The following is a 23,445-nucleotide window of genomic DNA, read 5'->3' as shown; positions in this document are numbered from 1 at the left end:
CTCACGCCTGGGGTCCCTGCTCCTGCTGCGACTGGCGGGGCTGGGCGTAGGGGTGCTGCGCGTAGCCGTCCTGCCGGTGCGGCTCCGCCGTCGCGTCCGTCGGCTGCGACCAGGCCTGCTGGGCGCGGTCCCACCTCGTCTTGGTGTCCTGCCAGACGTGCCCGTCCTTGTTCTTGCTGACCAGGTCCTGGACGATGGAGGTGTCCTTGCCCTCCTCGGGGATGAGCAGCCACGCGACCGCGTAGATGCCGACGCCGAGGCCGCCGAAGAACGTCGCAACGGCGAGAGCCACCCGGAGGATGTTGGCGTCGACGCCGATGTACCGGCCGACACCGGAGCACACTCCGGCCACGATCCTGCCGTTACTGGTCCGCCGTAGCTGCCTGACCGAACTGTTCGTGTGTGTCTCGTTCATGTCTCCAGCGTGCCTCCTGAGCCCGCGTCCGTGCATCGGGATTCCCCCTGGCCCAACCCCGGTGCGGCCCCGATACGCTGGCAGCCATGGACGACCTGCTGCGCCTCGACGACCAGCTCACCCCCGAACAGCGCATGATCAGGGATGCCGTGCGGTCCTTCGTCGCCGACCGGGTCCTCCCGGACGTCGCCGACTGGTTCGAGGAGGCCGTCTTCCCCGCGCGCGAGCTCGCGCCCCAGCTCGGCGCACTCGGCGTGCTCGGCATGCACCTCGACGGGTACGGCTGCGCCGGCCTCGACGCCGTCTCGTACGGCGTGGCCTGCCGGGAGCTGGAGGCGGGCGACTCGGGGCTGCGCTCCTTCGTCTCGGTTCAGGGTTCCCTGGCCATGTTCCCGATCTGGAAGTACGGGTCCGAGGAGCAGAAGCAGGAGTGGCTGCCCCGCATGGCCGCCGGAGAGGCCATCGGCTGCTTCGGGCTGACCGAGCCCGACCAGGGCTCCGACCCCGCGGGGATGCGCACCATCGCCAAGCAGGACCCGTCCGGCGACTGGATCCTCAACGGCGCCAAGATGTGGATCACCAACGGCTCCGTCGCCGACGTGGCGATCGTGTGGGCGCAGACGGACGACGGCATCCGCGGCTTCGTCGTCCCGACCGACACCCCCGGGTTCTCGGCCCCGGAGATCCACAAGAAGATGTCGCTGCGCGCCTCGGTGACGTCCTCGCTCTATTTCGACGACGTCCGGCTGCCGGCGTCCGCCGTACTGCCCGGCGTGACCGGGCTGAAGGGCCCGCTGTCGTGCCTGAGCGAGGCCCGCTTCGGCATCCTGTGGGGCGTTCTCGGCGCCGGCCACGCGTGTCTGGAGTCCGCGGTCGACTACGCCAAGACGCGCCTGCAGTTCGGCAAGCCCATCGGGGCGTTCCAGCTCACCCAGGAGAAGCTGGCGTGGATGGCCGTCGCGCTTGAGCAGGCGGGGCTCACCGCACTGCACCTCGGCAAGCTCAAGGACGCGGGCACGCTCAAACCGCATCAGATCAGCTTCGGCAAGCTGGCGAACGTCCGAGCCGCCCTGGACATCGCCCGCCAGGCCCGTTCTGTGCTCGGGGCCAACGGGATCACCCTGGAGTACCCGGTGATCCGGCACATGAACAATCTGGAGAGCGTCCTGACCTACGAGGGCACCCAGGAAGTGCACCTGCTGACGCTGGGCAAGGTCCTCACTGGGCTCGATGCCTTCCGCTGACCCGTTATCGTGATCGCGGTAAAGCACGTCGCCGGAGGCGCGGTACCCTCTGTACCCTGCTTCTAGCAAGGGGTGCTAGCTCAATGGCAGAGCAGCGGACTTTTAATCCGTAGGTTCAGGGTTCGAATCCCTGGCGCCCCACCAGGCAAAACACCGCTTACAGATCTTGTTCTGAGGGGTGTTACAGCCACCTTTTACAGCCAAGAGGGCCGGAACCCCCGTCGTGGGAGTCCGGCCCTGATGCTGTGGAGTCACCCGAAGAGTTTCTTGGCGACGGCGTCGACGGCCGCCCGCTCGATGTCCGGGAGCACGTGCGCGTAGGTGTTCATGGTCAACGCGATCTGGCTGTGCCCGAGGGTCTTCATCACCGTGCGCGGCGACGCTCCGCAGGCCAGCAGGTAGGACGCGCAGGCATGGCGGAGGTCGTGCAGTCTCAGCCAGTCCAGGCCCGCCTGTGTCCGTGCCTTGCGCCACCGTGCCGAGAGATTCCCCGGTTCGATCGGCGTACCGATGGTCGAGGCGAAGACGAGCCCGTGATCCTTCCACCGCTCTCCCGAAGCGAGTTGCTCGGCCGCCTGGGTACGCCGGTGCTGGCGAGAGCGGCAAGGGTCGGATCCGGAACGGGGACGGTCCGGCGCGACCGATCGGTCTTCGGATCGACCAGTTGAAGGCTTCCGTCCGCCCGCTGGAGCGTCTGCCGTACGGTGAGCTGCCCGTTGCCGAAATCGATGTCATCCCACCGGAGTCCGAGGAGCTCGCCGCGCCGAAGCCCAAGTGTCAAGGGCGGTGCTCCGCGCCGCCTCGCGGCCCTGCGCCCGCTCGGCGGCCGGGCATGCGGCCTGGGGGCCGGTCCCGGCCGCCAGCAGCTCGGGCCGTCAGTCGTCTACCGCCCGCCAAAACTCAGGCCAATATCCATCGCCGCTCGTATCCTCCACAGCAGAAACAAACACGTCCTCGCGGACCTCGATAGTGACAATCTCGTGCTCACGACCGAGATCAGCACGGCAATTCGGGCACTCCTCCAGCGTCCCCTGGATCAGAACACGCCCCAGTCCCCGCCGTCCTTCCTTACGCCCACCAGCAGCCCAGTCGACCGGCTCACCCGCCTCGTAGTTCGTCAATGCGAGAGGCCCGAATCGAAACTGCACCCACCATCGCCCGCGCACACCACAAGCGGGGCAATCGATCGGAGCAGGAAGGCGCAGACGGTTGTACATTCCCATGGCAGTCATGCTCACATGGATCACTTGGCCAAGGATTCCTATGCCTCCGGCAGGGTCTCCGGTTCCGGGATGATCGCGGTTCCAACGCTGGGGCCCGTAGGTGGTTGCGGCGCCGGATCATCCCGCCACCATCGCCCAGGACGAGCCGAGCAGACCAGGGGCAGGGGGATGATCCGACAGGCGGTGGCGTGCGCGGACACTGCACCAAGGCGTCCATGATGGAGGAATGCTGACCGAACCCGAAGCCCGAGGCATCGCCGAAGAAAGACTGGCTCGAATCCACGAAACGACTCGTCAATACACCGGTGACGACGATGGATTCGTCATCGTCGACGTGGAGGAATACCCCATCGGCTGGGCCTACTACTTCCAACACGCGCGGTACGTAAGAACCGGAGACATCGGCGCCATGCTGGGAGGCAACGCACCCATCCTCATCGACCGCCGAGACGGCACGATCCTTCCCACCGGTACCGCTTACCCGCTAGAGCACTACATCAACGAGCACACACGGCTCGTGCCGACCAGTGACGAGGCACGCGCATGATCTTCGTGCAATTAGCGTGCAATTAGACAGGGTGATGAGGGGCCAACCACGGTCACTCATGACCAGTCCGACGCCCAGGTCAGCGCCCCCAACGGCCGTGATCCATACAATTCCCAAACTGACAGCGCGCGTTCGATGGCTCCACGTACAGAGAGAACGATTCCTGACTGCAGTCTTGGGATCAGTAATCCGTGCGGCAGAATGCAATGATGCTCTTGGGATGGGACGCTCTACGCTCCTCCGACTGGTCACAGCTGTCCCACGCGTATGGCCCCGCTACCGACACGCCTGGTCATCTGGAGCGGCTTTTTGAGGACGATCACGCAGGTTGGGCCAAGACCATTGATCACCTGTACTGGTCGGTCACTCATCAGTCCTCCGTCACCACTGCTACGCCGCCAGCCGCGTTGGTAGTCGCGGGCTTACTAGGCGACCAGCGGCTGGACCAGCCGATCACCGCGGACGGCTTGGAGCCCAAACCTGTCAGTGCGCACCTGCTTGACTTTCTCGCCATAGTGGCCGAGGGCACCGAACCGGATAGGACCGAAGGCGAGGTATGGGATGCCTACTGCGGCCCGCCTATCGACGAACTCGACATGGTGTGGCGTTCTAAGCCGTTCACCGAAGGCTATGAGGCTGTCATCAAGTGCCGTGAAGTCTGCCCGGCCCTGGTGGATCCTGTCCTTCAGCGCTTGACGGCCGACGATCTTCACACGCGGCTGGCGGCTACTTCGACAGCGGCGCTGCTTGGCCTGGTCCCGTCGGTCACGAACAGACGCGCTGAGATCATCAAGCTACTCGAAGCCATCGCCCACAGTGCCGATATTCACCACGAGCGGGCACATGCGCTCGTCGAGCGCCTCGCAAGATCGACCCGTTAGATTTGAGGCTTGATCACGTGCCAGACGCCTGCCAGAACGGACGGCAATCGGCGGAGGCTGTACAGCCACGAGTACAGCCAAGAGGACGAACGACGGCGGAACTCGGCGGACGTCCACGGACATCACCCCCGCAGGCCAGAGCCCTGGGCCTCGATCGAATCGACTTCTTTTAATCTGTAGGTTCAGGGTTCGAATCCCTGGCGCCCCACCACTCCATGCCCCATCTGATCTGGAATTTCCCGGTCAGGCATTGCCTCGGATCGAGAAGTTGATCTCGTTTGGTCGCTCGTTGTTTGCTCGCGGGCACGGATCGGGCACGCGGTAGATCGTTTAGACCGTCCGTGTCAGGGCGGACCTCAGAGACGATCAGGAGAAGACCACAACCGAAGACCCATCGGGGCACCCACGTCCGACGATGCACGCCAGCCGTCAAGGATCGTCTCGACGTACTCTGCTGGACCGACGGCCTTCAGGACCTGCGGACGAATAATCTGCTGGCACAACTGCTCAACCTGCCCGCACGGAGTGGAGTGGCACCTGACTCAGTCTGCGGAGGCCGATATTCATCCGGCTGGTCAAGTCGCATGCGTGGTACTCCCTGAGCATGCCTCCCAATCGGTCACGTCGGCGAATGTCGAACGGCGCGATCGGGGCGAGGTCTGCGCTTGGCTCAGGAAGCGCTCGGGAGCGCGGCGGTGGATTCGGCCGCTGCCCGGGCCACCTCGGGGTAGACGCGCCCTCTGCCGACCGACTGCTGCAGCTCGTGCACCTCGTCCACGCCCATCTGGAAGAGCGGTGGGACACGAAGGGACACAACCGGCAGTGGCAAAGATGGGACGGCCACTTTCCCGCCTCCATGCAGCCAACGCCACCCCGTCCGCCAGCGAAGTCGCGATTCTCGCGCTCTGCGGATTCGAGACCATCCGGACAGGTGTAAGGGCTCCATCGACTCCGCGGCGGCGGACCCACGCGGAATTTGTATCAAGGAGTTGCGACAAGCGGTCCGATCGGTCATGAGGTGTATCACCTAGTTGATACAAAGGGGATGGCATGGGCCCTATGATCTGGTCCCTGACCTGCTCAAACGCGACTTCACGGCAGGTGAGGCCTACCGACGGTGGTGCGGGGACATCACCTTTCTGCCGGTCGGTGACTCGTGGCTGTATCTCGCGACGGTGATCGATATCGGGTCACGGCGCCTCCCCCGGCCGCCTATGAAGATCAGCTCGGTATGGTGACCGAACTGGCTGCATGAAACCGGGTGTCCACACCCCGGGGGGAAGCCCAGGGAAGCCATGTGCGTCCTCACGGATACCTCTGACCAAGGGTCCCATTTCCATCCACTGTGTGAGACAAAGGACTTTTTTCATGATGATGACCTCTGTCCGGCACCTGGCACAGGCCACGGTGATTGCCGCTTCCGTTCTTGTGCTGACTGCGTGCGGTACCTCGCCGCGTTCGTACAACGTCTCCGGGGTGCCGGGGGGTGATTCGGCGGCGTGCGCGAGTGTGACGGGGAAGGCGCCGCAGAAGCTGGCGGGGCACGGCCGCAATGATGCGGATCAGAAGGGGACGGCGGTGTGGGGGGATGGTGATGTGATCCTGCGGTGCGGGAACATCGCCGAGCCGACCGCGATGAAGACGTGCTTCGCCTCTGGCGGGGTGCCGTGGCTGGTGAATGAGGACAAGACGAAGGACGGGGTGAAGACGGTGGTGTCGTACGGGTATAACCCCACGGTTGACATCACGGTCTCTGAGCGTGTGTCCGACAAGGACGCGGTGGTCAGGGTTCTTGCCCCGCTGGTGAAGGGGCTCGCTCGCGACAAGAGCAAGCAGTGCTGAACTCGGGTTGACGGAGAAGAAGAACCGAACCGGTTTCTTTACCCGGAGCCGGGCGGATTTCCTTCCGAATTCTGTTCGGAGGGAAATCGCCCGGCCTTTTTGTTTGGGGTGCCCTGGACCTGCATTCGACGTAATTCAGTTGGCCGGAAACACGAATCTGCGGCCTGACCAGGGGAAACGTGAGTGAAACCGTCTGGAGGGCGTTTCTCTAGGGGGTCTGTCGAAGGCAGTCACGGCAGCTGTAGATCGTATTCTTTGACGTGTTGCCCCAGGTCAGCGCTGGCCGAGCAGATCGGCCACCGCGGCCCGCACGTGCTGTCGAGATCACGCACGGCTTACCGCTACGTGCCGGGCGTCACCACCGAATCTGCGACAGAGCCGCAAGTCCCCTGCCCGGCAGCCGGTCGGGGCGTTTGACCACTTCGCCACACGCGAGCGGCTCCGAACAGCTATGACATCGATGCCGTGAGAGGCTTCGAAAATCAGCCATGCGGATAGCCCCAGGTGCACAGGCCCGTCCGGAGGATGAGAAGGAGGGGATGGTGGGCAGGATCGGGGACGACAAGGTGGCGAACGCTCTCGCCGAGCTGGCCCGTCGCAACCCAGAGGAGGCCGGTCAGGCGCGTGCCGCGTTCGATTCGCTGACCTTCGGGGAAGGAGTCGAGACCGTCACCTTGTACGGGCTCCAGTACTGGCTGTGGTACCTGCTGCCGACCAAGTGGTGGACCGACCTGACCGAACACCAGCAGCTCGCCGCCGCGCTCGGTGCGTTGTTCGACCTGCTGGAGATGCCGCGGTACGCCGCCGCCTGCACCTCCGAGACAACCATGCAGGTCCTGACGGCCTGGCACCAGGGCCGCGACATCGGGTTCAAGGCGTTGGAGAGGGCCATGAACGCCTCCGGCGTACAGCCGCCCGATGTCGAGGAGATTTTGACCTGGGGGCGGGTGAGGGGCGTTCAGGAAAATGATGCCTTCCAGGCGACAGCGGCCCATCTGGAGATGGCGATCGCGGTGGGTGAGTTCGCTCCTGGCGCCCGTGGCTGGCGCGCAGACGCCGAGCGGATCACCGGCGAGTTCCTCACCTCCCCTTGCGCCCCGGGCGAGCAGAGCCGGCTGGAACGCATTCACTCCGAACGCATGGAAGGCTGGGCCCGGTCCCGTGGGGCGGCCCGCGCCCGCCTCACGAAGATAATCGCCTCACGGATCATGTCACCGGCGCCGGTTCCCGAAGAGGCGGAGATACGGCTGGCACCGGTCCGCTGGATGCTGACCTTGGCGGCTACCGACGACGGCATCCCGCTCACCGCCAACCACACCCTGGCCAGGACCGTCGTCGCCGAAGGCTGCCGGCGCTTCGACTGGCTCACGTTGACCGGCAGACCACGCTCCGAGTCCGACATCCCCGAAGCCTGGACACTGCGAGAGTTTGTCCGGCAGCTCGGTGCCGTCCGGCGCAGCAAGCGCACCCTGGTCCTCACTCCGGCGGGCAAGCGCTTGGCAACGGCCGATACGGCCACACTGTGGTCGGCCGTGACGGCCGCGCTGATCCCATCCGATCCCGCCGAGGGCGTCGCAGCGGAGGTCATCTTGATGCTGCACCTCACCGGGGGTCCCACCGGCTATCTCGAGCGGTGCGCCGCCGTTGCCGAGACCATGGCCGGTGAGGGCTGGCATAACCCTGCCAGCGGAACGCCCATCCCGGCGAATGACGTCGGCTGGCTCATGGGCGCGATCCACCGACGCCTGGATCTGCTCAGCCTGTTGCACCGGCAGCGCGGCCTGGATGATCCCGGCGACCGCCTCACCGACGCCGGGCGCGGCGCCGCGCAGGCGGCGCTCCGGTCCCGTGCCCTGCGGCCACGCACCGATGTCGGATCCGGATAGCCCGACAAGGCGTACCTTCGTCGGCTTACGGAGGCGCTCCGCCGTCGACTGATGACAGTCGCGCTGGCAGGTGCCGGCTACCACCTCGGGCTACGATCATTGCCCGTGCAGCGGATGAATCGCGAGCAGTTCTATGCCACTCTGACTCCACTCGATGAGGAGCGCTTGAAGAAGACGCTCTGGACGCTGTACTGGCGCGGATCCGCTCAGCTGAGGGAGAGGATCGAGGCAGAGCTGACCCCAGAGGAGCACAAGCCCGCAGCCAAGAGCGCCAGGCAGACCGTGGACGCCCAGTCGGTGTTGGACGACGTACGCCGGTTCGTGGAGCTGGCCCGGGCCGGGGCCTACATGGCCGGTGATCGACGTGTCTCCCCCAAAGAGCGGACCCGATGGCGTTTCACGTTCACCCGGTTGGCCGAGGATGCCAAGGCGGCGCTGGCGGTGGACGCGGCCACCGGGGCGCGGGCGCTGAAGCTGCTGATCGACCTGGCCGATGAGACATGTGACTATGACTACTTCCGCTCCGACGACCCGATGGCCGCCGCGCGCTTCGTGGTCTCCGATGCGGTCGCGTTGCTTTGGGCCACCTATCTCGATCTGTATGGCTTCTCCGGATTTGCCGAGCGGGTAGCGCCAGAGTTGATCCGCTGGGAGCGGGCGTACGGGTGGACCCGGCGCGGGGACGGGCCGACGGCCGAGAAGGAGACCACACTGGCCGACGTACTGGCGCGGCTGCTACGCGGGATCGATGCGTGGCTGGACTTCACCGACCGATATCTCTCCGCACTGGATCGGCTGGCCGAAGGCGGCGCCAAGACACGGGTGCCGTGGCGGGACACGGGCTTCGAACGCCGTGAGCGGGCCAGGAATCTTGCCACCTGGCATCTGCTGGTGCTGGAACGGCTGACAGACGCCGAGGCCGACGATCGGTTGGAGAGGCTGGTGACGCACCCGGCTCTGGCTGGTCCCGAACTACGGGATCTGCGCGCGCGGCTTGGCCGGCAACGCGGGAGACCGAAACAGCGCCTGCCCTGATCCACGAGTGCCTGAAGGAACTGCCCGGTCACACAGAGTTCCACGACTTCGCCCGGGAGGTCGGTGCGGAGCTTCCAGAACGGGCACGACAGGTGTCGGACCGGCTGTTCGGCAGGTAAATGATGTCTGGGTTCGCCAAGGATGACCTTCGGGCGTTGGCCGGAGGCAAGTCCTATGACCGCGGTGTCGATTACGTCGACGCCGTCGATGACCTGCAGGTCGACGGCGGAAAGATCTTCGCGACTGTGTACGGCACGGAGCCGTATGAGGTGGAGTTGACCGTCGGCCGTCGTGGCCTGGACGGTGCGTGCGAGTGCCCGTGGGGGCAGGAGGGCAACTTCTGCAAGCACTGCGTCGCGGCCGGCTTCGACGGCCAGTGGTTGCGGCTGGCTCGATCGCGGGCGGAATCCCACCCCGCCGACGCGATTCCCGTCTACGAGCGCCTGGCCGAGAGCAAGATCTCGCTCATGAAGAATGACGCCTACGCCGAGGCTGCCGGCCTCGCCGTACAGATCACGAAGCTCTACGACCGGCTCGGCCGCGAGGCCGACGGACGCGCCTATGGGGAGCGGCTGCGCACCACCCACAAGCGCAAGCGCAACTTCATGGCGGAACTCCAGCGGCGTGCCCTTTGACGATCTATCGGGCCGGTCGGCGTGTCAGCGGCGACCCCAACGATCGATGTCGGCGTCGTGCCGTCCGCGCGATACCGTCCCCGTCATGGTGACGGAGATGTCGATCGGTTGTGCCGTGTTCGCCGCCGCTCGTGCCTTGGCATCGTGGGTGGGGAGCGGACGTGCGGTCACTGCGGGTGGTGCGCTCAAGCCCGCGCTGGTGCCGGAAGCCGCCAGGACGATAGGCGTGGGGTGCCCGGCCAAGGTTCGGCGGCTGAGCGATGTACCGGAGGCGCATCGAGCCTGGGTGACGGCTCTGGCGGCGGGACTCGTCACGATCTCTGGGACGCGTGCCGTACACGACAAGAGCGCGGCGGAGCCGGACATCACCGCCTGGTACGCGGCGCTGGAGCAGGTAGTGGCGGCGCAGGTCACCGACCCCTGCGAGGTCGATCCGCGAATCTGCTGCCTGATGACACTCGCCGTTCTGAGCGACGAAGCGCCGCCGCTGGGGGCGGCGTTACGGACCGCTGTCGAGAACGAGATGCGCGTGCGGCGCGACTGGGACTGGCGCGCCGCCGGTCTGATAGAACGGCATCCGGTCGATCAGATGGTCGGCATCCTGCGGGATTTCGGCGCGCTGGACGCGAGGCTCGCGGTGACCGCCCTTGGCGAGTACGCACGGCGGGAGATGCAGCGTCGCCTGCCCCTGCCCATCACTCCGGAGCTGCCCGCAGCCGAGATGCTACGGCGGCTGGCCACGGTGCCGGAGGAGGACGCCGATGAGTTGCTGTGGCGCTGGCGGATCCCGGATGATCCTCGTTCGACCGGCCTGGTAGACCGGCTACCCGAGCTGCTATGGGCCGCCGGGGAAGCCTCGCCCGCCGGGCGGGTCAGCGTGATCGAGGTGGTGGCCGCACGGGGCGAGAGCTCCGAGCGTCTCTGGCAGGCTGTGCGGGATCATCCCGTGCTCGGCACACATGCCCGCTGGCTGCTCGGGGAGGCCGATTCCGTCCGGGACCGGCGGTGGCTGGCCGTCGACTTCGCGCTGGCCGCACTGGAGCGGTACGGCGAGCGGGACGCCTGGTACGTCCTGAAGGACATGATGAGCGGCGACCTGCACGCAGGCGTGCGCGACAGCCGGCACCCAGAAGCCGCGCGGCTGTTGAAGGCATTGCCGGCCGCGCCACCGCGGATCCCGGTCTATCAGCTCAAGATCTCTTTGTTCGGCGGGTTGTGGCGGCGCGTCCAGGTGCCGGAAAACTATTCGCTGGGCGCACTGCATCGGATGATCCAGGTGCTGTTCGGCTGGAGCGGCGATCACCTGCATCTCTTCGAGCACGGCAAGCGCCGCTACACCGACCCTTTCTACCCGCTGGAGAATTGCGGCGATGAGGAGCTGTGCCGGCTGAACCGGGCGCTACCCGCCCCGCGGACGAAGCTCACCTACACCTACGACCTCGGCGACTGCTGGCGGCACGAGATCGTCCTGGAGAAGATCCTGGACCCGGAGATCGACATCCCGATCTGTGTGGACGGGCATGGCGACAATCCAATCGAGGACTACAACCCGGACTATCCAGAAGAGCCGGTGCCGTTCAACCAGGAGGCCGTCAACCAGGCACTGGCCGAGCGCTTGGCGTGCCAAACTGCGGTGCGTGGCGACGATGGCGATCGACGAGGCGCTTACCCGGTTTCTGAATGAGCAGCGGGCTCGATTGGCTCCGCGGACCTTTCACACCTATGAGGAGGTGATCGACCTCTTCCGGGACTGCATGAACATGTACGGTCCCAACATCCTGGACGAGAGGGACGAGAAGCGGTGGCGCGAAGCCTTCGACAACGGTGACGAGGACGCCTTCACCCGGCTGCTGGACGCGGGATATATCGAGAGCATGCTGGGCGAGTTCCTCGGCTATTTCATGATCCGCAAAGTGATGGCGGGCCAGGGACTGCTACGCGCTGCCGGAACCGTCACCAAGAAGCTCGTCACATGGCTCGCCGAGCAGGGCGTGATCGAGCGGGAAATTGCAGCCGCCCAGGCCGCGCGAGCCGCCGATGCGGCGCGCGACCTGCCCAGGGCGGACCGTCTGGCCGAGGCGCTGCACCAGTTGTCGCTGAAGACTCCGCATCGTGATCCGGATACCACTGATCGCTGGGTGGAGGAGGGCATTCCCCTTCCGATCACAAAAGTTGAGCCGGGCAAGCTCTGGTTCGACGAGAACATCGGTCCGCTGGCCGTGCCATCGGAGATCAGCGACCTCGCCCGGATCGGGTGGGAGGTGACGGTGGTGCTGGCCTTCACCCGGAACCGATGGTGGCTGGTCGAGGTTGGCAATGTATATCCATGACCCTGGGTACATAGCCCGGGACTCTGGGCTGGAGCGGGCTCTACGGCAATTGCACCGCCTGTCGAAAGCCGGAGCCACCGGGCCTGCTTCATAGACCTCCGAGGTATACCTATTGCTATACCCCGGAATGGGACGTCTACCTCGTAACCGAGGTCCGCGAATGGATCGAGCAACTCGACGACACCACCCACGCCAGGGTGGTGCAGGCCATCGACGCGCTCGCCGAAGGTGGCCCCGGGCTGGGACGGCCGCTGGTCGATACCGGCCTGGCACGGTACGCATCCTGTTCGCCTTTGACCCGTGGCGCTCCAGCATCCTGCTGGTCGCCGGTGACAAGGCCGGGCGATGGAAAAGCTGGTACGAGGAGGCCATTCCGCTGGCCGAGCACCGGTTTGAGGTCTATCTAAAGGAGCGCGCTCAGCAGGAGGAGGGCAGATGAGCGGGTACGTTCGCTGGAACGATATCCGGGCGAAGCATGTCGAGCGGGCCGGCGGAGAGGAAGCGGTCGAAGCCGGTAAGGGGGAGCTTCTGGCCGAGGTCCAGGGGCATCGGCTGGCGGAGATCCGCCGCAGCCGTGGCCTGACTCAGCAGCAGGTGGCCGAGCGCATGGGGGTCACCAAGGGGCGCATCTCTCAGATCGAGCAGGGCAAGATCTCTGGCCAGGACATCCTGGCCCGCTACGCGGCCGCCCTTGGAGGCCGACTCCACCAGTCGATCTACTTCGATGACGGCGATATCGCCGCGATCGCTTGACCAACTCGATCAGAACGCCATGCTGAGCGCGGTAGCCGACTTCGGCGACTACTCCGCGTAGGGCGCGTGAGCAACCCGGCGATGGTCAAGCGATCCGTGCTTACTCGCAGATAGCCCGCGAGGTGCCGCTGTAGAGACGTCGGTGCACGGGCACTCGAAGGCCCCGCCCTCCGAGTGGAGCGCGGGGCCGGGGTCGCGCTAAGGCCGGGTCAGCAGCACAAGTTGCCGGCGCTGGCGCGAGATCCAGGCAGCTTCACGCTGGTCCCCTCGACCCCGCGCCCTGTTCCGGCAACGTCACTGTGACGATCTGAATCCGGTTTCTCGACCGGCCCGTGCCGTTCGGCGCAACATCTGGACAAAGGCGCGAACCCGAGCCGTCGCGCCCTGCTTCGGCCAGATGGAAGCGAAGGCGACCGATGGTGCGTCATGCACCGGGACCCAGGTGATGCCGGGAAACCCGTACAGTCCCGAACGATACGCCGGTGAGGCGCCGGCTGATCTCCAGCAGGTGGGTACGGGCAGTGGTGTCGTAGGCCTGCTGGTGGGCGCGGGCTGGGCGAGCCCGGTTGAAGTAGGTGCCGGTCACCTTGGCCAGGGCAGGATCGGTGACCAGGCGGGCGGTGTTGGCGACCCCTTCTTCCAGGGTGCTCTGCACGGTGAACAGGTGGGTGACGATCTTGGTGGGCATGTAGGAGGCGGGGTGCAGGGCGTTGACGGTGACGCCGTGGTCGCGCAGGAGTTCGGCGTGCTCGAAGGTGAGCATGATCTGGGCGAGTTTGGCCTGGCAGTAGGCCTGTACACCATCCCAGTGCCGTTCCAGCAGCACATCGTCGAAGTCCAGGGGTGCCTGCCCGGCAGAGCTGACGTTGACGATCCTGGCGGGAGCCGGGCTCGTGGCGGCGGTGCGGGCCAGGAGCGGGGTGAGCAGGCTGCTGAGCATGTAGGTGGCCAGGTAGTCGACCTGGAAGGTCAGCTCCAGGCCATCGGCGCTGCGCTGGGGAGCTGTTTCGACGCCGATTCCGGCGTTGTTGATCAGGACGTCCAACCGGTCGCGCCCGGCCAGGCGCTCCGCCAGGGCGCGGATCTCGTCGATGGAGGCGAAGTCGGCCTGTTCGAAGGTGAGCCTGTCGTTGCCGGTCCGGTCGTGGAGTTCGGCCAGCAGCGCCTGGCCCTTGGCCGGGTTGCGGCCGTGAAGGATCAAGGTGGCGCCCTGGGCGGCAAGGCGGTGGGCCAGGGCGCGGCCGAGTCCGTCGGTCGCGCCGGTGATCAGGATGGTCTGGTCGTGGGGTTGGATGGTCACGGGGTTCGGCCTCGCAGTTCGGTGGCGAGAAAGAGAAGTCAGACGATGGGGTTGCCGCTGGCGGTGGTCTCGGGGACGTCCTCGCGCAGGTCCCAGTGTTCGGCGATCAGGCCGTCGGCGATGCGGAACACATCCACCACCGCGATGCCGGAGTGGCCGGGCTGGGCGGTGAACAGGCTGTGGGTGAACACCAGGTCGCCATCGACGGCCATGCGGCGGATCTCAAAGCGGGCCTGGGGCAGCTGGGCGCGCATCCCGTCGATGAACTCGGCCAGCGGCCGGCGGCCGTTGGGCAGGTTGGGGTTGTGCTGGATCAGGCCGGCGGCCAGGAACCGGTCGGCCAGCTCGGTGCGGCCCTGGTTCCACACCAGTTCGAAGTAGTCACGCACGAGTTGGGCGGCGGGCTGGGACATGGGGTTCTCCTGTGGTCGTTGATGCGTGGTGCTGATGGATGGGCGGGGTCAGCGCAGGGCGGGAAGGTCAGTGGTGGGCTGAGGCGGTGGTGGCGGCCGGGGCCGTCGAGTGGGTGGGGTGCGGGCGCAGCGAGGCGGCGTGCGCACCGGCGGCCAGGGCCAGCGGCAGCAGCGCCAGGGCCGGGAGCCAGTGGCCACCCAGGACGGGCAGCAGGCTGCTGCCCAGCAGGCTGCCCAGGCTCATGCCGAGGTACAGGGCCGAGGCGTTCAGGGCCAGCAGGATGCCGCGCTGCTCGGGCAGCAACTCCACCAGGCGGGCCTGCTGCGGGGCCATGAACAAGGTGTTGAAGACGGCCCAGAAGGCGAACACCGTCACGCCGGCGGCGGGCAGGGCGGGCACGCCGGCCAGCGCCAGGAAGGTGATGGTCAGCCCGGCCAGCGCCAGTGCGATGGTGCGCCCGCCGCCCAGACGGGTGTAGACGCGGGCTCCGGCGGCGTTGCCGACCATGCCCAGGGCGCCGAAGACCAGCAGGGTCAACGACACCAGACCGGGACCGGCGCCGAACCGGGTGCCCAGGTAGGCCCCCGCGACCCCGTACACGGTGAACTGGGCGGCCAGCACCAGCAGCGTGGTGGCGATCATCGATGCGGCTCCGGGGGTGCGCAGCACCCCGGCGAAGGCCCGCACGGTGGGAGCCGGGCCCGCCGCCACCGGCGGCAGCAGTACAGCCAGCAGCCCGCCCGCCACCAGGGTCAGCGCCACCACCGCGGCCATCGTGGCCCGCCAGCCGACCGCGGCGCCCGCGGCCGAGGCCAGCGGCACGCCCAACACGGTGGCGGCGGTCATCCCACCGAACACCACCGCCAGCGCGCGGGGGCGCTGCTCGACCGACACGATCATCGAGCCGGTGGCCGAGGCGGCCGGTCCGAAGATCGCCGCTCCCAGGCCGGCGGCCACCCGGGCGGCGGCCAGGGCCGCGAAGGTGGGGGCCGCCGCGCTGGCGATGCCGCCGATCGTCATCAGCGCCAGGCCCAGCAGCAGGACCTGGCGACGGCCCAGGCGGCCCAGGGTGATCGCCGCGATCGGGGCGGCCAGAGCGAACACCAGGGAGAAGACGGTGACCAGGGTGCCGACGGTGGCGGCCGGCACCCGCAGGTCGGCGGCGATCGGGCCGCTGAGACCGACCACTGCCAGTGAGGCGGTGCCCAGCGCGAAGTAACCCAGGGCCAGCGACAGGAGCGCGGGGGTGGAGGAACGGGGGCGCACACCCCCTCCTTTCAATACGGGTCGTTGCGTATTAGATTCAAATACGGACCGGTGCGTATGTCAAATAGACTGCGCGTCATGACCGGACGACCCCGCGACCCCGCCGTCGACGACGCCATCCGCATGGCCGCCCTGGGCCTGATCACCGAGCAGGGCTACCGGGGGATGAGCATGGAGGGCATCGCCGCCCGTAGCGGCGTGTCCAAGCAGGCGGTCTACCGCCGGTATCCGGGCAAGGGCGAGGTGATCTTGGACGTGCTGACCGCCTACGCCCGCACCCGGCTGCCCACGCCCGACACCGGCGACCTGCGCGAGGACCTGCTGGCCCTGCTGGAGGCCACCTTCGCCGCCCAGCGCGGCGTGCCCGGCGCGCTCAACCAGGCCCTGGCCGCCGAGGCGCTCCAGGCTCCCGCCTTCGCCCAGCGCGTGAACGGCGAACTGATCGCGGCGCGCCGCGACGCCGTCCGCCAGATCCTCGGCCGGGCGCGGGACCGGGGGGAGGTCACCCACCCCGACGACGAGGTGCTCATCGACCTGGTCTTCGGCCCGATGTGGTACGCGCTGCTGTTCGACGTCGGCAAGCTCACCGACGCCTACGCCGCCGCGCTCACCGACGCCGTCATCGCCGCGGCCACCCACCAGCCCTGACCGCGGCCGCCTCCGGCCTCGGCTGCGGCAACCCCGTCGTGGCCGCCCTCACCCGCTGGGCGGTGCCGGCTCCGCCGCCGCGAAGAGCGACGCCCGCGACCGCGGCCACGACGGTCTCAGGGGCAGGCCCGAAGGCTGTGCGGACCCCGCCGAGCAGACATCGGTGGGCAAGGCGTGGCTGGCGGCATTGCCGAGTCACCGGGTCGACGAGCTCTACGGACGTACGGAGCTCACCCCCGTGACGGAGCGAACGATCGCCGACCGCCAGGCGCTCGCCCGTGAGCTGGAGTCGATCCGCGAGCGCGGCTATGCCACCAGTCACGGCGAGAGCGAGAACGGCGTCGGGTCGACCGGTGTCGCCGTCCTCGATCCGGCCGGTGAGCCACACGCAGCCATGAGCGTCGCCCTACCGCTTGACCGCTGATCGGAGGCATTCGAGCAGGACGCCGCCGCGCATCTCAGGCGCGCCGGGGACGCGTTTGGGAGCAAGCCTGTGAGCGGGCGGCATCGCAGGTGCCGAAGGCTACGCTCCGGTGGTCTCCGTCGCCGGGGCGACCGGGTTTCCCGCGGGCAGGTAAGCGGCGATCGCCCGCAACGCGACGTCCACCGCGGCCTGCAGATCCTCACGCCGCGCGCCGGCCGCGGCGTGGACGGCCAGACCCTGGCTCAGGGACATGACGAAACGGGCCAGAGCCGCGGTGTCCGTGCCGGCCTCAAGGTCGCCCTCCTTCTCCGCCCGGGCCAGCCGCTGTGCGAGCTCGCCCTCGAAGACCGCCCGGTAGCCGGCCAGGAACTCGGAGATTCCGCTGTTCGCCGGCGCGCAGGACAGACCACCCTGGATGGACAGACAGCCCGGCGGATGACCGCTGCCGGTCAGGGCATCGACGGCGGCGCGCAGATAGCTCTCAACCACGGCATACGCGGTCGGCTCCTCCAGGGTGCCCGCCGCGTACGCCACATAGGTGTCCCTGTAACGGGCGACGGCACGCTTGAACAGCTCTTCCTTGCTACCGAACACGATGTACAGGCTCGGCTTGTTGATGCCCATGGCCGCGGTGAGGTCACTCAGAGAAGCGCCCTCGTAACCGTGCTCCCAGAAGACACGGATCGCCCGGTCGAGGGCCTCCTCCTCCACGAAGCCCCGTGGCCGTCCCCTGCCGCGGTAAGCGGTGCTGCCCATGCAGCCAATTTACCATCCGGTACAAAAATGCGGCTTGCAACCGATCGGTACAAAACACTGCTAGCATCGCCGCGCAACCGAACGGTTCAAAAAAGGAGTCACCTCATGGGACAGCTCGACGGCAAGACCGCCCTCATCACCGGCGCTACCTCCGGCATCGGCCTCGCATCGGCTCGGGCGCTCGCAGCCGAGGGGGCGTACGTCTTCCTGGCTGGGCGGCGCAAGGAGGAGCTGGACGAGGTCGTGGCCGGGATCGGCGCCGACCGGGCGACCGGGATCCAGGCCGACGTCACCGACCTCGCGGACCTCGACCGGGTCATGGCGGCCGTCGGGAAGAGCGGCCGGGGCCTCGACATCCTGTTCGCCAACGCGGGCATCGCCGAAGTCGCCCCGCTGGGCGAGATCACCTGGGAGCACTTCACGAAGACGTTCAACACCAACGTCGGCGGCATGTTGTTCACCGTCCAGAAGGCGCTGCCGCTACTGAAGGACGGCTCGTCGGTCATCCTCTGCGGTTCGAACGTGGCCATCAAGGCATCGCCGACGATGAGCGTCTACGCCGCCACCAAGGCCGCCATCCGCTCCCTCGGCCGCACCTTCGCCGCGGAACTGACCGGCCGGGGCATCCGCGTCAACACCATCGCCCCCGGGCCCACCGAGACCCCCGGCCTGCTCGGGGTGGTGGGTCCCGGCGAAGAGCAGCGCGCGGCCATGATCGCGACCGTACCCATGAACCGCCTCGCCCGGCCCGAGGAGACCGCCGGCGTCGTGGCCTTCCTCGCCTCCGACCGCAGCAGCTTCATGACCGGCGCGGAAGTCCACGTCGACGGCGGCGCCAGCCAGTTCTGACAGCAGGGGCAGCACCGCCCGAGCCAGAGCCCGAGCCTCAACTCCGGGTGACGCCGACCGCGTCCGCACCGACCAGGTGCGGACGCGGCCAGCGAGGCACGCTCTCGTGAGCCGCGGGCCTCGCCGTCCGTTGCGTGTCTCGCATCGTCACAGGTGGCGGAGGATGTCCTCGACGCGCTCTTTGGCGTCGCCTCGCTGGTGGCCTTCGCGTACCCGTCGGAGGACTCCATCACCTCCTCGACCTCGACCTTGAGGTACTCCCCGCCGATCGACTTCACCTGGTCGGCCGCCTCGGGCCGGGGGTCGGTCGCGCGCACGATCGCGCCGAGGCTGCTCGCCGCGCCGATCGCCGCCAGACCCGCCACGCCGGCGCCCGCCACGAGCACCTTCGCCGGGGGCACCTTGCCGGCCGCGGTCACCTGGCCGGTGAAGAACCGGCCGAACTGGGCGGCCGCCTCGATGACCGCCCGGTAGCCGGCGATGTTCGCCATCGAGCTGAGTACGTCCATCGACTGGGCGCGGGAGATGCGCGGTACGGCGTCCACGGCCAGCGCCGTAATGCGGCGCGTGGCCAGCGACTCGACGAGGTCGGGCCGCAGGGCCGGACTGAGCATGCCGACCACCGTCGCCTCGTCGGCCAGCAGAGAGATCTCTTCCCGGGTGGGCGCGTCGACCTTCAGCACCACCTCGCTCGCCCACGCCTCGTCGGCGCCGACGATCCCGGCACCGGCCTCGCGGTACGCCTCGTCCGCGAACGACGCGGCGCTGCCCGCCCCCTTCTCCACCACGACCTCGTATCCGAGTGCCGCCAGCTGCTTCACCGTGCTCGGCGTCGCCGCCACCCGGGCCTCCCCTGCGCGCTCCGCCACTACCCCGAGACGTGCCACATCGCTCTCCTTATGCCTGTCCTTGATGCCCTGGTGATCGCCGGGCTTCATACGGAGCTGTCCAGACCGATGAACAGCTCCGCGATACGCCACCCGTCTTCGGCGTGCCGAAGCGCGACTTTGTAGAAGCCGGTCGTGACCACGGCCGGGCTCCCGCCTGCGTTCGACGTCAGCGTCAGGTAGGCCCACACCGCTGCCGTGCTGGCGTCCGCACTGCGGAAGACGATGTTGGTCAGGTGGTGCCTTCGCTGATCGGTCTGCGCCTTCGTCGCATCCCGCACGAAGTCGAGAACCGCGGCGCGCCCGGCGAACGGGCCGATCTCCGTCTCGCCCGCGACTGTGAACGTCCAGGTGGCGTCCTCGGTCAGGACGTCCTCCAACGCCACCAGATCTCCGTGATCCAGGGCGAAGGTGTAGCGCGCCAGCGTCCGCTGGACGGCGAGCTGCTCTGCGGGGTCGAGATCCGCCTCTCCCGCAGGCGTTGCGTTGAGGTGGCTGCTTCCCCAACCGAAAGCCGCAGTTGTCGTCATGTCAGACCTCGCACATGCTCGGTTGCCGGTAGTAATCCGGGTGAGAATTCGGGGAGAAGAGGGGCGCGGTCGGCGAGAGCGGCCGCGCCCCATCGGACGCGCCTTGAGAAACCGCTCGCTGGTTACTGAGCGACCGTGAGAACGATCTTGCCCTGGATGTGGCCCCGGGCGGCGCGTTCGTGCGCCGCCTGGGCGTCCGCGAGCGGGAACGTGCTGTCGATCGCGACGCGGATCGTGCCCGCGTCGAGGAGGCGTCCCACTTCGGCGAGCTGCGCGCCGTGCGAGCGGACCTGGGTTCCCGAGACCGTGACGCCCAGCTTCGCGGTCTCCTCCTCGTCGTATTCGCCGAAGAACACGGGGAACAGGGCGCCGCCGCGCTTGAGCGTGGGGAGGAAGCGGCTGCTCTCGCGGCCGCCGACGGCGTCGAGGACGAGGTCGACGTCCTTGACGAGTTCCTCGGGACGGTTCTTGGTGTAATCGATGAACTGGTCGGCGCCCAGCTCACGCAGGAACGACTCATGCGTGCCCGATGCCACCGCGATGACCCGCGCGCTCTTCCACTTCGCCAGCTGCAGTGCGAAGTGACCCACGCCGCCCGCGGCTCCGTTGACGAGCACCGTCGTGCCGGAGCCGAGTGCCACCGGGCGGTGCCGGGCCGCCTGGAAGGGCGAGGGATGATCGTGTCCGAGCTCGATCAGGAACTGCCACGCCGTGAGCAGGGACATGGGCGCCCCGGCGGCGTGGACGTGATCGATGCCGGACGGCTTGCGCGCGAGGTCCGACGCGGGCGCGGTCACGTACTCGGCGTACGCCTGGCCGTCGAAGCTGGGAAAACGGAGCATGCCGAAGACCTCGTCACCGGCGGCGAAGCCCTCCACGTCCGCGGCGACGGCCTCGACGACGCCCGACACGTCCGTGCCCGGAATCACGGGCAGGTCGAACTTCGGCCGGGTCTCCGGAGGGATGTTGCTCAGCCCGTCGCGCAGGTACCAGTCCGGAGGGTTGATGCCGACCGCGTGCACGCGGACGAGTACCTCGCCAGGACCCGGCACCGGAACCGGCACCTCGTCGTAGCTCAGCACCTCGGGGCCGCCGTGCTCATGCAGCCGGACGGCCCTCATCATCTGTATCCTCATCGCTTTGTCCTTCTTCTACCAGGGGGTACGCTGATCGGATCAGTGGTCCATTTATCCGAACCACTGATCCGAATATATGGACCACCGATCCGGATCGTCAACTGGATCACTGATCCGGATAGCCGGGAGGGGTAGATGCGGGCCGACGCCAGGAAGAACCGCGACCACCTGCTCGCAGTCGCGGGCACCGTCATCACCGAGCAGGGCGCCGAGGCGTCGCTACGCGACATCGCACGCAGAGCCGACATGGGGCTAGCCACGCTGCTCCGCCACTTCCCCACCCGCGAGGCGCTGCTCGACGCCTTGCTCCGCACGAGCTTCGACGAGCTGACGGCAAGGGCGGCCGAGCTCGAAACGTCGAGCCCACCCGAAGACGCTCTCGTCTCCTGGCTCCACGACTGCGTCGCGGTCGCACACGAGTATCGAGGCGTCACAGAGCTGATGGCCGCCGCCATCGAGGACCCCGAGTCGGCGCTCCATGCCTCGTGCGTCACCATGCGCGCAGCCGGCACGGGGCTCCTCACCCGCGCCCAGGCCGCGGGCGTGGCGCGGACCGACTTCGACGGCACCGATCTGTTCGCGCTGGTGGCTGCACTCGCATGGCTCAACGACCAGCCCTCATTCGCCCCACGCGCCGAGCACCTCCTCGACGTCGTCGCGGGCGCGATCCTGACGAGCTGACAGGTATGGGGTAGCTCACCCCGACTTCTGGTGAAACGGCTGCGTCGTCGGCCGGTGTGGCCCGCCCACGTCGCCAGAGCAAGAACGCCGCGGTGAGCAGCGAGGCGCCGGCGAGTACACCGACGATCACGCTCGCCGCGTTCCTCATCCCCGGCAGTAGCTGGTCGTGGATCGGAGCACTCGAACCGAGGACCGCTGAGACGACGGCGATCATCGCGACTGTGCCGACCTGGAGGCTGGTGTTGACCAGCCCTGAGGCCAGGCCCTGCTCCTCGCCGGCGACGCCCGCGGTGGCCTGGGCGCAGCCGAGGGCGTCCTGCACGTACAGGGTGGCGATGAACTGAAAGGCGGCGTAGCCGCCGGAGATCGCGAAGCCGGCCATGTTGGCGTGGACAAGATGGGAGTTGCGAAGGATGCCGAGGCGGAGCAGGGGCCGCTCATGGCGCAGCTCGATCGCGATGAAGGCGGCCATCAACGCGACACTGACCGCCAGCAGCACGAGGGTCTACACGCTGCCCCAGCCCCGGGTCGGCGCCTCAACGACCGCGTAGACGAGGACGAGCAGGGAGCCGGTGACGGCGACCCCCATCATCGAGGTGTCGAGGCCATCAAGGAAAACGGCACCGCAGACGACGAGCAGAAGCCAGACGACCGGCGTCCAGTGGACGCCGCGAACAACAGTCGCGGCCAGGAGGGTGCGAGGCGGCGGGGCCTCGTGAGTTCGGGAAGTGGCCATTGAGCGGTCCGGGGCGGTGCCGTTTCCGGCCCGCCTCCGCCCCCTTCCAGTCTGATTTTTGTACCGATCGGCTCCGACTTGGCGGCGCACGCCCTCCGCATGCAACCCCCACTAACCGATCGGTACAAAAATCTGCTAGCGTTGCGTACAACCGAGCGGTACAAAAAGCACGGCTGCCCGGCCGAACCCAGGCCGGGCGACGGCGCAACCGTCTCACCGGAAGTTGAGGTAAGAATCCATGACCGTCATCGGCATCATCGGCGCGGGTGAGGTCGGCAGCACGCTCGCGCGTGCGGCGATCAAGCAGGGCTACGACGTCGTCATCGCCAATTCCCGCGGCCCGCAGACCCTGACCCGGCTCATCGCCGAACTCGGCCCCTCAGCGCGCGCCGCGACCGCCGCCGACGCCGCCGCGGCGGCTGACTTCGCCATCGTGGCGGTCCCGCTCAAGCTGGTCAACGACATGCCCGTGACACAGCTCGCGGGCAAGATCGTGCTCGACACGAACAACTACATGCCCTGGCGCGACGGCCACTTCCCCGTCGTCGACTCGGGCGAGAAGACCGTGCACGAGCTGCGTCAGGAGCAGCTTCCCACCTCGAAGGTCGCCAAAGCCTTCACGCACATCCAGGCGCCACGGTTCTTCGCCTCGGGCAGCCCGGCGGGCACGCCCGGCCGCCACGCGCTGTCGGTCTCGAGCGACTTTCCCGAGGCAGTGGAACTGGTGACGCGCCTGTACGACGAGTTCGGCTTCGACACCGTGGACAACAGCCCACTGAGCGAATCCTGGCGCAGCGGCCCCGGCCAGCCCGCATGGAACGCGCACCTGCACCAAACACGTGAGCAACTGGCCGCCCATCTCGCCCGGGCGCGCCCGATCGTCATCCCGCATTGACGTGTCGGGGCTCGTCGTCGCGGTCGTCCTCGCGGCCTCCGCGCACGAGAACGCCGCCGGCATCGGTACGGCCGCGTGGGCTACGGCCGCGCTGCGACAGCCCCGGCCTGCCGCTTGCGTCGCCGGGCCGCC

At 67.8% G+C, this 23,445-nt stretch carries 27 protein-coding genes, 1 tRNA gene and 3 pseudogenes; 18 read left to right on the top strand and 13 right to left on the bottom strand.

The window, feature by feature from the left end:
- Position 1: 1 nt before the first annotated feature.
- Positions 2-415 carry a PspC domain-containing protein gene (locus tag AWQ71_RS22700; protein WP_067136374.1) on the bottom strand — a complete coding sequence of 138 codons (414 nt, stop codon included), beginning with the start codon at positions 413-415 and terminating at the stop codon, positions 2-4.
- Positions 416-501: 86 nt separating this feature from the next.
- On the opposite strand from AWQ71_RS22700, the gene AWQ71_RS22695 reads away from it, so the two are divergent.
- Entirely contained in the window at positions 502-1,659 is a 1,158-nt protein-coding gene (locus tag AWQ71_RS22695; protein WP_067136365.1) for an acyl-CoA dehydrogenase family protein, read from the top strand.
- A gap of 69 nt (positions 1,660-1,728) precedes the next feature.
- Positions 1,729-1,803, top strand: a tRNA-Lys gene (locus tag AWQ71_RS22690).
- 107 nt (positions 1,804-1,910) lie between these two features.
- On the opposite strand, the pseudogene AWQ71_RS43335 reads toward AWQ71_RS22690, so the two are convergent.
- Positions 1,911-2,198: pseudogene (locus AWQ71_RS43335) on the bottom strand (tyrosine-type recombinase/integrase); the annotation flags it as partial.
- Between the two features lie 336 nt (positions 2,199-2,534).
- Positions 2,535-2,906 (bottom strand): hypothetical protein, encoded by a 372-nt coding sequence (locus tag AWQ71_RS41835; RefSeq protein WP_157570495.1) that lies wholly within the window; start codon positions 2,904-2,906, stop codon positions 2,535-2,537.
- Between the two features lie 202 nt (positions 2,907-3,108).
- Between AWQ71_RS41835 and AWQ71_RS22685 the strand changes: the two genes are divergently transcribed.
- Together AWQ71_RS22685 and AWQ71_RS22680 are read left to right on the top strand one after the other, a co-directional pair.
- Positions 3,109-3,429, top strand: a complete 321-nt coding sequence (locus AWQ71_RS22685) for a YrhB domain-containing protein (protein WP_084259170.1) — start codon at positions 3,109-3,111, stop codon at positions 3,427-3,429.
- A 209-nt stretch (positions 3,430-3,638) separates the two neighbouring features.
- Positions 3,639-4,310 carry a hypothetical protein gene (locus AWQ71_RS22680; protein ID WP_157570494.1) on the top strand — a complete coding sequence of 224 codons (672 nt, stop codon included), beginning with the start codon at positions 3,639-3,641 and terminating at the stop codon, positions 4,308-4,310.
- Positions 4,311-4,980: 670 nt separating this feature from the next.
- Here AWQ71_RS22680 and AWQ71_RS41830 read toward each other — a convergent pair.
- A complete protein-coding gene (locus AWQ71_RS41830; RefSeq protein WP_157570493.1) occupies positions 4,981-5,124 on the bottom strand; it encodes a hypothetical protein in 144 nt (47 codons plus the stop codon).
- Positions 5,125-5,377: 253 nt separating this feature from the next.
- On the opposite strand from AWQ71_RS41830, the pseudogene AWQ71_RS43955 reads away from it, so the two are divergent.
- The 9 genes and pseudogenes from AWQ71_RS43955 to AWQ71_RS22645 form a co-directional block, all read left to right on the top strand.
- Positions 5,378-5,512 (top strand): annotated as a pseudogene (locus AWQ71_RS43955) (IS3-like element ISRhosp1 family transposase); the annotation flags it as partial.
- A gap of 166 nt (positions 5,513-5,678) precedes the next feature.
- On the top strand, positions 5,679-6,152 hold the full coding sequence (locus tag AWQ71_RS22675; protein ID WP_067136361.1) for a DUF3515 family protein: 474 nt from the start codon (positions 5,679-5,681) through the stop codon (positions 6,150-6,152).
- Positions 6,153-6,691: 539 nt separating this feature from the next.
- Entirely contained in the window at positions 6,692-8,038 is a 1,347-nt protein-coding gene (locus AWQ71_RS22670; RefSeq protein ID WP_067136359.1) for a hypothetical protein, read from the top strand.
- A gap of 51 nt (positions 8,039-8,089) precedes the next feature.
- Positions 8,090-9,073, top strand: coding sequence for a hypothetical protein (locus AWQ71_RS22665; protein WP_157570492.1), 984 nt, complete (start codon positions 8,090-8,092; stop codon positions 9,071-9,073).
- A gap of 155 nt (positions 9,074-9,228) precedes the next feature.
- Positions 9,229-9,708, top strand: coding sequence for an SWIM zinc finger family protein (locus AWQ71_RS41825; protein WP_067136355.1), 480 nt, complete (start codon positions 9,229-9,231; stop codon positions 9,706-9,708).
- A gap of 85 nt (positions 9,709-9,793) precedes the next feature.
- Positions 9,794-11,392, top strand: a complete 1,599-nt coding sequence (locus tag AWQ71_RS22655; RefSeq protein ID WP_169806605.1) for a plasmid pRiA4b ORF-3 family protein — start codon at positions 9,794-9,796, stop codon at positions 11,390-11,392.
- Positions 11,346-12,038 (top strand): hypothetical protein, encoded by a 693-nt coding sequence (locus tag AWQ71_RS22650; RefSeq protein WP_157570490.1) that lies wholly within the window; start codon positions 11,346-11,348, stop codon positions 12,036-12,038. Before AWQ71_RS22655 ends, AWQ71_RS22650 begins: the two co-directional genes overlap by 47 nt.
- Positions 12,039-12,165: 127 nt before the next feature.
- Positions 12,166-12,477: a type II toxin-antitoxin system RelE/ParE family toxin gene (locus AWQ71_RS40435; RefSeq protein WP_369407212.1), complete on the top strand. Its 312-nt coding sequence runs from the start codon at positions 12,166-12,168 to the stop codon at positions 12,475-12,477.
- A complete protein-coding gene (locus AWQ71_RS22645) occupies positions 12,474-12,791 on the top strand; it encodes a helix-turn-helix domain-containing protein (protein ID WP_067136339.1) in 318 nt (105 codons plus the stop codon). The genes AWQ71_RS40435 and AWQ71_RS22645 overlap by 4 nt, the downstream gene beginning before the upstream one ends.
- A 424-nt stretch (positions 12,792-13,215) precedes the next feature.
- Here AWQ71_RS22645 and AWQ71_RS22640 read toward each other — a convergent pair whose 3' ends face one another.
- The 3 genes from AWQ71_RS22640 to AWQ71_RS22630 form a co-directional block, all read right to left on the bottom strand.
- Positions 13,216-14,091, bottom strand: coding sequence for an SDR family NAD(P)-dependent oxidoreductase (locus tag AWQ71_RS22640; protein ID WP_245658416.1), 876 nt, complete (start codon positions 14,089-14,091; stop codon positions 13,216-13,218).
- 38 nt (positions 14,092-14,129) lie between these two features.
- A complete protein-coding gene (locus AWQ71_RS22635; protein WP_067136337.1) occupies positions 14,130-14,504 on the bottom strand; it encodes a nuclear transport factor 2 family protein in 375 nt (124 codons plus the stop codon).
- A gap of 67 nt (positions 14,505-14,571) precedes the next feature.
- Positions 14,572-15,771 carry an MFS transporter gene (locus tag AWQ71_RS22630; protein WP_067136335.1) on the bottom strand — a complete coding sequence of 400 codons (1,200 nt, stop codon included), beginning with the start codon at positions 15,769-15,771 and terminating at the stop codon, positions 14,572-14,574.
- 78 nt (positions 15,772-15,849) lie between these two features.
- Between AWQ71_RS22630 and AWQ71_RS22625 the strand changes: the two genes are divergently transcribed.
- Positions 15,850-16,419 (top strand): TetR/AcrR family transcriptional regulator, encoded by a 570-nt coding sequence (locus AWQ71_RS22625; RefSeq protein WP_067136333.1) that lies wholly within the window; start codon positions 15,850-15,852, stop codon positions 16,417-16,419.
- Between the two features lie 22 nt (positions 16,420-16,441).
- Positions 16,442-16,843, top strand: coding sequence for an IclR family transcriptional regulator domain-containing protein (locus tag AWQ71_RS42740; RefSeq protein ID WP_084259167.1), 402 nt, complete (start codon positions 16,442-16,444; stop codon positions 16,841-16,843).
- A 99-nt stretch (positions 16,844-16,942) separates the two neighbouring features.
- Here AWQ71_RS42740 and AWQ71_RS22615 read toward each other — a convergent pair whose 3' ends face one another.
- Positions 16,943-17,599 carry a TetR/AcrR family transcriptional regulator gene (locus AWQ71_RS22615; RefSeq protein ID WP_067136329.1) on the bottom strand — a complete coding sequence of 219 codons (657 nt, stop codon included), beginning with the start codon at positions 17,597-17,599 and terminating at the stop codon, positions 16,943-16,945.
- Positions 17,600-17,704: 105 nt separating this feature from the next.
- Between AWQ71_RS22615 and AWQ71_RS22610 the strand changes: the two genes are divergently transcribed.
- Complete coding sequence (locus AWQ71_RS22610; protein WP_067136327.1) at positions 17,705-18,448, top strand: SDR family NAD(P)-dependent oxidoreductase; 744 nt, start codon at positions 17,705-17,707, stop codon at positions 18,446-18,448.
- Positions 18,449-18,690: 242 nt separating this feature from the next.
- Here the strand turns inward: AWQ71_RS22610 and AWQ71_RS40425 are convergent.
- The 3 genes and pseudogenes from AWQ71_RS40425 to AWQ71_RS22590 all read right to left on the bottom strand — a co-directional run.
- Positions 18,691-19,386: pseudogene (locus AWQ71_RS40425) on the bottom strand (NAD(P) transhydrogenase subunit alpha); the annotation flags it as partial.
- Positions 19,383-19,865: a nuclear transport factor 2 family protein gene (locus AWQ71_RS22595; protein ID WP_067136321.1), complete on the bottom strand. Its 483-nt coding sequence runs from the start codon at positions 19,863-19,865 to the stop codon at positions 19,383-19,385. The gene AWQ71_RS22595 and the pseudogene AWQ71_RS40425, both read right to left, overlap by 4 nt.
- A gap of 122 nt (positions 19,866-19,987) precedes the next feature.
- The gene (locus AWQ71_RS22590; RefSeq protein WP_218001912.1) at positions 19,988-21,001 is read right to left on the bottom strand and encodes an NADP-dependent oxidoreductase; all 1,014 of its coding nucleotides are present in this window, start codon (positions 20,999-21,001) and stop codon (positions 19,988-19,990) included.
- Positions 21,002-21,136: 135 nt separating this feature from the next.
- On the opposite strand from AWQ71_RS22590, the gene AWQ71_RS22585 reads away from it, so the two are divergent.
- Complete coding sequence (locus AWQ71_RS22585) at positions 21,137-21,682, top strand: TetR/AcrR family transcriptional regulator (RefSeq protein WP_067136319.1); 546 nt, start codon at positions 21,137-21,139, stop codon at positions 21,680-21,682.
- Here AWQ71_RS22585 and AWQ71_RS22580 read toward each other — a convergent pair.
- Positions 21,606-22,181: a hypothetical protein gene (locus AWQ71_RS22580; protein ID WP_067136317.1), complete on the bottom strand. Its 576-nt coding sequence runs from the start codon at positions 22,179-22,181 to the stop codon at positions 21,606-21,608. The two genes, AWQ71_RS22585 and AWQ71_RS22580, sit on opposite strands and share 77 nt — an antisense overlap.
- A gap of 6 nt (positions 22,182-22,187) precedes the next feature.
- A complete protein-coding gene (locus AWQ71_RS22575) occupies positions 22,188-22,418 on the bottom strand; it encodes a hypothetical protein (RefSeq protein WP_067136315.1) in 231 nt (76 codons plus the stop codon).
- Between the two features lie 238 nt (positions 22,419-22,656).
- Between AWQ71_RS22575 and AWQ71_RS22570 the strand changes: the two genes are divergently transcribed.
- A complete protein-coding gene (locus AWQ71_RS22570; protein ID WP_067136313.1) occupies positions 22,657-23,313 on the top strand; it encodes an NADPH-dependent F420 reductase in 657 nt (218 codons plus the stop codon).
- Positions 23,314-23,445 lie beyond the last annotated feature (132 nt).

Origin of the sequence: Microtetraspora malaysiensis, assembly GCF_001528665.1 — a bacterium.
In the GTDB taxonomy this organism is placed as follows: domain Bacteria; phylum Actinomycetota; class Actinomycetes; order Streptosporangiales; family Streptosporangiaceae; genus Microtetraspora_A; species Microtetraspora_A malaysiensis.
Note: the sequence above shows the minus strand (reverse complement) of the source record. Positions and strands in the feature narration are given on the sequence as shown.